6 protein-coding genes are annotated in these 6,235 nt (G+C 58.5%); 1 reads left to right on the forward strand and 5 read right to left on the reverse strand.

Annotation, left to right across the window (positions count from 1 at the left end; genetic code table 11):
• Nucleotides 1-149: 149 nt before the first annotated feature.
• Nucleotides 150-2,420: a heavy metal translocating P-type ATPase gene (locus tag AO068_RS19575; RefSeq protein ID WP_058409213.1), complete on the reverse strand. Its 2,271-nt coding sequence runs from the start codon at nucleotides 2,418-2,420 to the stop codon at nucleotides 150-152.
• Between the two features lie 85 nt (nucleotides 2,421-2,505).
• Between AO068_RS19575 and cadR the strand changes: the two genes are divergently transcribed.
• Nucleotides 2,506-2,952 carry a Cd(II)/Pb(II)-responsive transcriptional regulator gene (gene cadR, locus AO068_RS19580; protein ID WP_004654994.1) on the forward strand — a complete coding sequence of 149 codons (447 nt, stop codon included), beginning with the start codon at nucleotides 2,506-2,508 and terminating at the stop codon, nucleotides 2,950-2,952.
• Nucleotides 2,953-2,973: 21 nt separating this feature from the next.
• On the opposite strand, the gene AO068_RS28835 is transcribed toward cadR, so the two are convergent.
• The 4 genes from AO068_RS28835 to lgt form a co-directional block, all read right to left on the reverse strand.
• On the reverse strand, nucleotides 2,974-3,870 hold the full coding sequence (locus tag AO068_RS28835) for a hypothetical protein (protein ID WP_058409214.1): 897 nt from the start codon (nucleotides 3,868-3,870) through the stop codon (nucleotides 2,974-2,976).
• Between the two features lie 3 nt (nucleotides 3,871-3,873).
• A complete protein-coding gene (locus tag AO068_RS19590; RefSeq protein WP_004654998.1) occupies nucleotides 3,874-4,071 on the reverse strand; it encodes a hypothetical protein in 198 nt (65 codons plus the stop codon).
• Between the two features lie 76 nt (nucleotides 4,072-4,147).
• On the reverse strand, nucleotides 4,148-5,119 hold the full coding sequence (locus AO068_RS19595; protein ID WP_010434504.1) for a thymidylate synthase: 972 nt from the start codon (nucleotides 5,117-5,119) through the stop codon (nucleotides 4,148-4,150).
• 52 nt (nucleotides 5,120-5,171) lie between these two features.
• Nucleotides 5,172-5,984, reverse strand: a complete 813-nt coding sequence (gene lgt / locus AO068_RS19600) for a prolipoprotein diacylglyceryl transferase (protein ID WP_003432384.1) — start codon at nucleotides 5,982-5,984, stop codon at nucleotides 5,172-5,174.
• Nucleotides 5,985-6,235 lie beyond the last annotated feature (251 nt).

Here is a 6,235-nt window from a genome sequence, read left to right on the forward strand (position 1 = left end):
GACGCAGAGCGTCCAGAAAAGCGCTACCACGCGGAGCGTGGGAGCGATAGCCAGTGGTCGGAACCGGTGGCCACGATTATCTTTCCCATGCTCCGCGTGGGAATGCCGTTCTGGACGCTCCGCGTCCGCCCTTCAACGCCCTCGACTGTTCACTTTTTGAGCAACCGCAGCCCGTTGAACACCACCAGCAAACTCACGCCCATGTCGGCAAACACAGCCATCCACATGGTCGCCATGCCCGCAAACGTGATGCCGATAAACAACACCTTGGTCGCGATTGCCAGAACAATGTTCTGCTTGAGCACTGCCGAGGTCCGACGGGACAAGCGAATGAACGTCGGTATCTTGCGCAGATCATCGTCCATCAGGGCGACATCTGCCGTCTCGATAGCAGTATCAGTACCCGCTGCCGCCATCGCAAAACCAATCTCGGCCCGAGCCAGTGCGGGTGCATCATTGATGCCGTCACCCACCATGCCCACACGATGGTTGCGAGCATAAAGGGCCTCGATGGCACTCAGCTTGTCGGCAGGCAGCAAGTTGCCTTGCGCTTCGTCGATACCGACCTGATCGGCAATCGCCTTGGCGGTGTGCGGATTGTCGCCAGTCAGCATGACCGTTTTGATGCCCAGTTCATGCAACTGAGCGATGGCCTCACGGCTGGTTTCCTTGACAGTGTCAGCCACCGCAAACAGCGCGATCGGACCGGAGGTGTCCAGCAACAGCACCACGGTCTTGCCCTGCATTTCCAGAACATCGAGCTTCGCCTCCAGCTCCGGCGAACACAGACCCAGCTCTTCAACCAGCCGATGGTTGCCCAGGTGGTACATCTGGCCGTTGATTGCGCCCTTCACACCGCGTCCACCCAAGGCTTCAAACGCCGTGACCTCATGCAGCTTCAGGCTGCCGTCGGCCGCCTTGGCAATCGCCTGGGAAACCGGGTGATCGGAGCGACCCGCAAGACTCGCAGCAATAGCCGGCGCACTGTCGGCGACCGTCGGGTCCAGCGGTACGTAGTCGGTCTGCACCGGCTTGCCGTGGGTCAGCGTGCCGGTCTTGTCGAGGGCCAGGTAATCAAGCTTCTCGCCCATTTCCAGATAAACGCCGCCCTTGATCAGGATGCCTTTGCGCGCCGCTGCCGCCAGACCACTGACGATGGTCACCGGCGTAGAAATCACCAGCGCACAGGGGCAAGCGACGACCAACAACACCAACGCGCGGTAGACCCAGTCAAACCATTCGCCACCAAAAAACAGCGGTGCAATCAGCGCCACGCCCAAGGCGACAACGAACACCACCGGCGTATAGATGCGCGAGAAGCTGTCGACAAAACGCTGGGTCGGCGCGCGTGAACCCTGGGCCGCCTCAACCGCATGGATGATGCGCGCCAACGTCGAATTGTTCGCCGCAGCGGTTACACGGTATTCCAGCGATCCCGCCTGATTGATAGTGCCCGCGAAGACCTTGTCGCCGACAGTCTTCTCGACGGGCAGGCTTTCACCTGTGATCGATGCTTGATCGATGGTCGAGTTACCGGACACCACCTCACCGTCGAGCCCGACGCGCTCACCTGGCTTTATCCGAACAATAGCGCCAATTTCGACGTTTTTGGCTTCAATTTCCTGCCAACTGCCGTCCGCCTGTTTAACGGTGGCCAGTTCCGGCGTTAACTGCATCAGCCCGCTGATTGCGTTGCGCGCACGGTCGAGGGACTTGGCTTCGATCAACTCGGCCACGGTGAACAGAAACATCACCATTGCCGCTTCAGGCCACTGCCCGATCAGAATTGCACCGGTCACCGCAATGCTCATCAGCGCATTGATATTCAGGTTGAAGTTCTTGAGCGCGATCCAGCCCTTCTTGTAGGTCGTCAGCCCACAACTGAAGATCGACACCAGTGCCAGCAGCGCAACGACCCAGGTAGGGCCGAGTGACGCCAGATGGACCACTTCAGCACCCAGCGCAGTAACGCCGGACAATGCCAGCGGCCACCAGTGTTTCTTCACGACCGGAGCCGGCTGGTCAGACGCTGCGCCCTCCTCGACCGGCTCGGCCTGCATGCCCAGCGAACTAATGGCGTCACGAATCGGGTCGGTGGACGGCAGATCGTGCCAGACGCCCAGCAGGCGATTGATCAGGTTGAATTCCAGCTTCTGCACACCGGCCAGCTTGCCCAGTTTGTTCTGGATCAGCGTTTGCTCGGTGGGGCAATCCATCGCCTCGATACGGAAGCTGCTAAGACGACCACCCGCTGCAGGCGCTTCGCCAAAAGTCACTACAGCAGGTTGTGCATCGCTGGAGCAGCATGAATGCGCATGCTCCACGGGCTTCTGCTCGTGCGCGTGCTCGCCGTGATCATGGTCGTGATCATGGTCGTGATCGTGGTCATGTGCGGGGGAAGTCTTGATCGTCGTACCCATTCTTTGCGCTCCAGAATTCTGCTTGTTGCCAAGTGAACACCCTGTAGCCACTATAGGGTCAAGCACTCAAACGAGATGAGTCCAAATGAAAATCGGCGAACTGGCAAAACTGACTGACACACAGGTCGAAACCATCCGCTATTACGAGCGCGAAGGCCTGCTGCCCGCCCCTGCTCGCAGCGATGGCAACTACCGGCTGTACACTCAGGCACACATGGAGCGCCTGTCGTTTATCCGCAACTGCCGCAGCCTGGACATGACCCTGGAGGAAATCCGCAACCTGCTCAGCCTGCGCGACAGCCCGCAGGACCAGTGCGAAAGCGTCAATGCGCTGATCGACGAACACATCGAACACGTCAACGCCCGGGTCGCGAGCCTGCAAGCGCTTCAGGAACAACTACTCGACCTGCGCCGCCGCTGCAGCGATGGCGCAGCAGAGCATTGCGCGATACTGGAGAGGCTGGAAGTGACGGGCGCGGTTGCAGCGCCAGAGGGCGAGGCTTCACATGTGGGGAGGAGTCATGGGCATTGAGACAGGTTTGAAATCTCTGGTTCAGCGCTGCGCAGCTTGCACCACCGCCACAAGCTCAGTGATCGCCTTTACGAGCTGATCCTTGGCAGCTTTCTCTTTCGCTGCCTCTTCACCCGCCCGCCCAGAATCAGCGCGCTTGAACGCTTCGCGTACTTCCTCGCTGAAGACGCTGATCGAGACGATATTTTCCTGCCGAAAACCAATAGGTCTGAGCGGTGTGTCGCTTGGATAATCGGTGGTGTACACCACTCTGAGGGTGTCTTTATCCCGATAACCGCTGACGGTGGGGATGAGCAGAATCTCCTGATTCACACCCGTCACTTCGGTAGGGGCTCCGACATCCATGATGTAGCCGACGTAGACCTTTCGATCTGCCATCGTGATCATCACTTCGTCCTTTTCGACAAATGCATCGAAAAGAGTCGAGCAGATAGGGCTGTGATCTACAGACTCGCCCAGCAGATAGGCCGCAATTTCTTCTTTTTTACTGGCACCCAGTTGCCACTTGAGAATCCTGACAGTAATAAAGGCCCCCAGACCTGGCATCGCCAAGGTCAGTAAACCTGAGAGGGCAAGGAACACACCCACTTGGCTAAAATTCCTGCCCGTTATATCGAAGTCCTGTCCCAATTGACCTAAGGCATCCATGAAGTCGGTGTTCACGGCAAAACAGACTGGCGAGGCTGCGTTTGCCGTTTGCAGCCATTTGGGGCACAGCACACCCCAGTCATGCGAGAACAGTCCTGCAAGGACTGCGGTGACAGACATGGCCGCTACAAAGCAGTAAATACCGTATCGCCCCACCTGCAAGTAAAGCATCTGGCCTTCATAGCGATGCAGCCTGCAGTAAACGGTGGGATCCTTCAGGCACACCAAAAAGCCGCTGACGAGTAGTGGCAGCAGAAGTAAAAAAGCCATTTATCAGGATTCGGCTTGCGGTGTGACCAGTTTTTTAGCCTTGTCGCGAGAGGAGCGAACCAAGGCTTCGATTTCTTTGGCGTCCATGGACATGCGGCCACCCCTTACCACCAGAGAGTCGATGCTCTTGATTGCCTGCATGAAGGCCTCGTCTTCAGCCTTCTTCGTATCGCTACGATGTCCAATCCGATTGAAAAACATAGTCGATTCCATTGAACAGGGTCAGGGGATTTACGCCAAAACTATAGCACAACGCTCAATTCGCTCTCTTACGGGCTCAAACCGCCATCGGCGCCGTCATTGCCGGGTGATGCTGATAGCCTTCCAGTGAAAAGTCCGAAGGCTCGATCAGTTCCAGCCATTCAGGCTGATAAACGCCGGTCTTGGCAAACTCGGGCACGCGCTCGGAGATCACCAGTTTTGGCATCGGGTACGGCTCGCGGGTCATTTGCTCGTTGAGCATGTCCAGGTGGTTCTCGTACACATGGGCATCGCCGATGAAGTAGGTGAACCAGCGCGGCGTGTAGCCGGTCAGGCGGCCGATGAGGCTGAGCAGCGCGGCGCCTTCGGTCAGGTTGAACGGCGTGCCGAGACCGAGGTCGTTGGAGCGGATGTACAGCGTCAGCGAGATTTCGCGGGTCTGCGGGTTCGGGTGCAGTTGGTACAGCAGGTGGCACGGCGGCAGGGCCATTTCATCGAGCTGTGCGCAGTTCCAGCCGTGGAACAGGATCCGGCGGCTGCCTGGGTCATTGATGATGGTGTCGACGCATTGGCGAATCTGGTCGATGGCCTTGTACAGCACTACGAACGACTGACCGTCTTCTTCCGATTCGGCAATCTGGCGATAACCCTGACCAAGCGCCAGTTCGATGGCTGCGACATTGCCGGCATCGATACGCTTGTAGGCAGGCCACTTGCGCCACTGCACGCCATAGATTTCGCCAAGGTCATCCTCGCCCTTGCGGAACGGGTTGTTCAGCCACTGGGCGTTTTCGTTGGCGTTCTGGTCCCAGACCTTGCAACCCAATTCGCGGAATTCGGCAGCATTGTTCACGCCACGCAGAAAGCCGACCATTTCGCCGATGGCGGATTTGAATGCCATGCGCCGGGTGGTGATGGCCGGAAAACCTTCCTGCAAGTCATAACGCAGCATCGCACCCGGAAAGCTGATGGTGTTCACGCCGGTACGGTTGGCTTGCAAGGTGCCGTGCTTGATCACATGCGCGACCAGTTCCAGATATTGCTTCATAAATCACCTGCCTTGTTGAACGCGCCGGGTGCTGACACCCGGCGTTTCGGTATTAAGCCGCTGCCTTGCTGGCAGACGGTTCGCGCTTGTAGGCCAGCCAGATCAGGAACAGACCGGCAATGATCATCGGCAGACTGAGGATCTGGCCCATGGTCACCCAGCCCCACGCCAGGTAGCCCAACTGGGCGTCAGGGACGCGGACGAACTCGACCACAAAGCGGAAGATGCCGTAGAACAGCGCGAACATGCCGGAAACGGCCATGGTCGGGCGCGGCTTGCGGGCGTACAGATTGAGGATGATGAACAGTGCCACGCCTTCCAGTGCGAACTGATACAGCTGCGAAGGATGACGCGCCAGTTGCGCAGGGTCGCTGAACGGCGGGAAAACCATGGCCCACGGCACGTCGGTCGGCTTGCCCCACAGCTCAGCATTGATGAAGTTGCCGATACGCCCGGCACCCAGGCCGATAGGCACCAGCGGGGCGACGAAGTCCATCAGCTGGAAGAAGCTCTTGCCGTTGCGTTTGCCAAACCACCAGGCCGCAATCATCACACCGACAAAGCCGCCATGGAACGCCATGCCGCCCTTCCAGACCTCGAATATCAATAGAGGATTGGCGATGTAGGCCGACAGGTCGTAGAACAGCACATAGCCCAGCCGCCCGCCGACGATCACGCCCATAGCCAGCCAGAAAATCAGGTCGGAGAGTTTTTCCTTGGTCCAGGTCGGGTCGAATTTGTTGAGACGACGCGACGCGAGCAGCCAGGCGCCACCGATGCCGACCAGGTACATCAACCCGTACCAGTGAATTTGCAGCGGGCCGATAGCGACGGCTACCGGGTCAATCTGCGGGTAAGGCAGCATTGCGACTCCTCAATTGGAACGCCCTTGCGAGCGACTGAATCAGGCGCGCATGTTACCGGAGCCCGGCAGGATGCTCTAGCGGCTACCGATGGAAGCCAGCTGAACGAAGTGAAAAAAGGTGCACCTGATGTGTCTGGCGGTGACGAAGCGGGGTTATCGCTCCCAAGCTCCGCGTGGTAGCGCCTTTCTGGACGCTCTGCGTCCTATCCTGAACAGGCGGCGCGGCGCAGATTTGTGACGCGGAGCGTCAC

Source organism: Pseudomonas sp. ICMP 3272, assembly GCF_001466905.1.
GTDB classification, from domain to species: Bacteria; Pseudomonadota; Gammaproteobacteria; order Pseudomonadales; family Pseudomonadaceae; genus Aquipseudomonas; species Aquipseudomonas amygdali.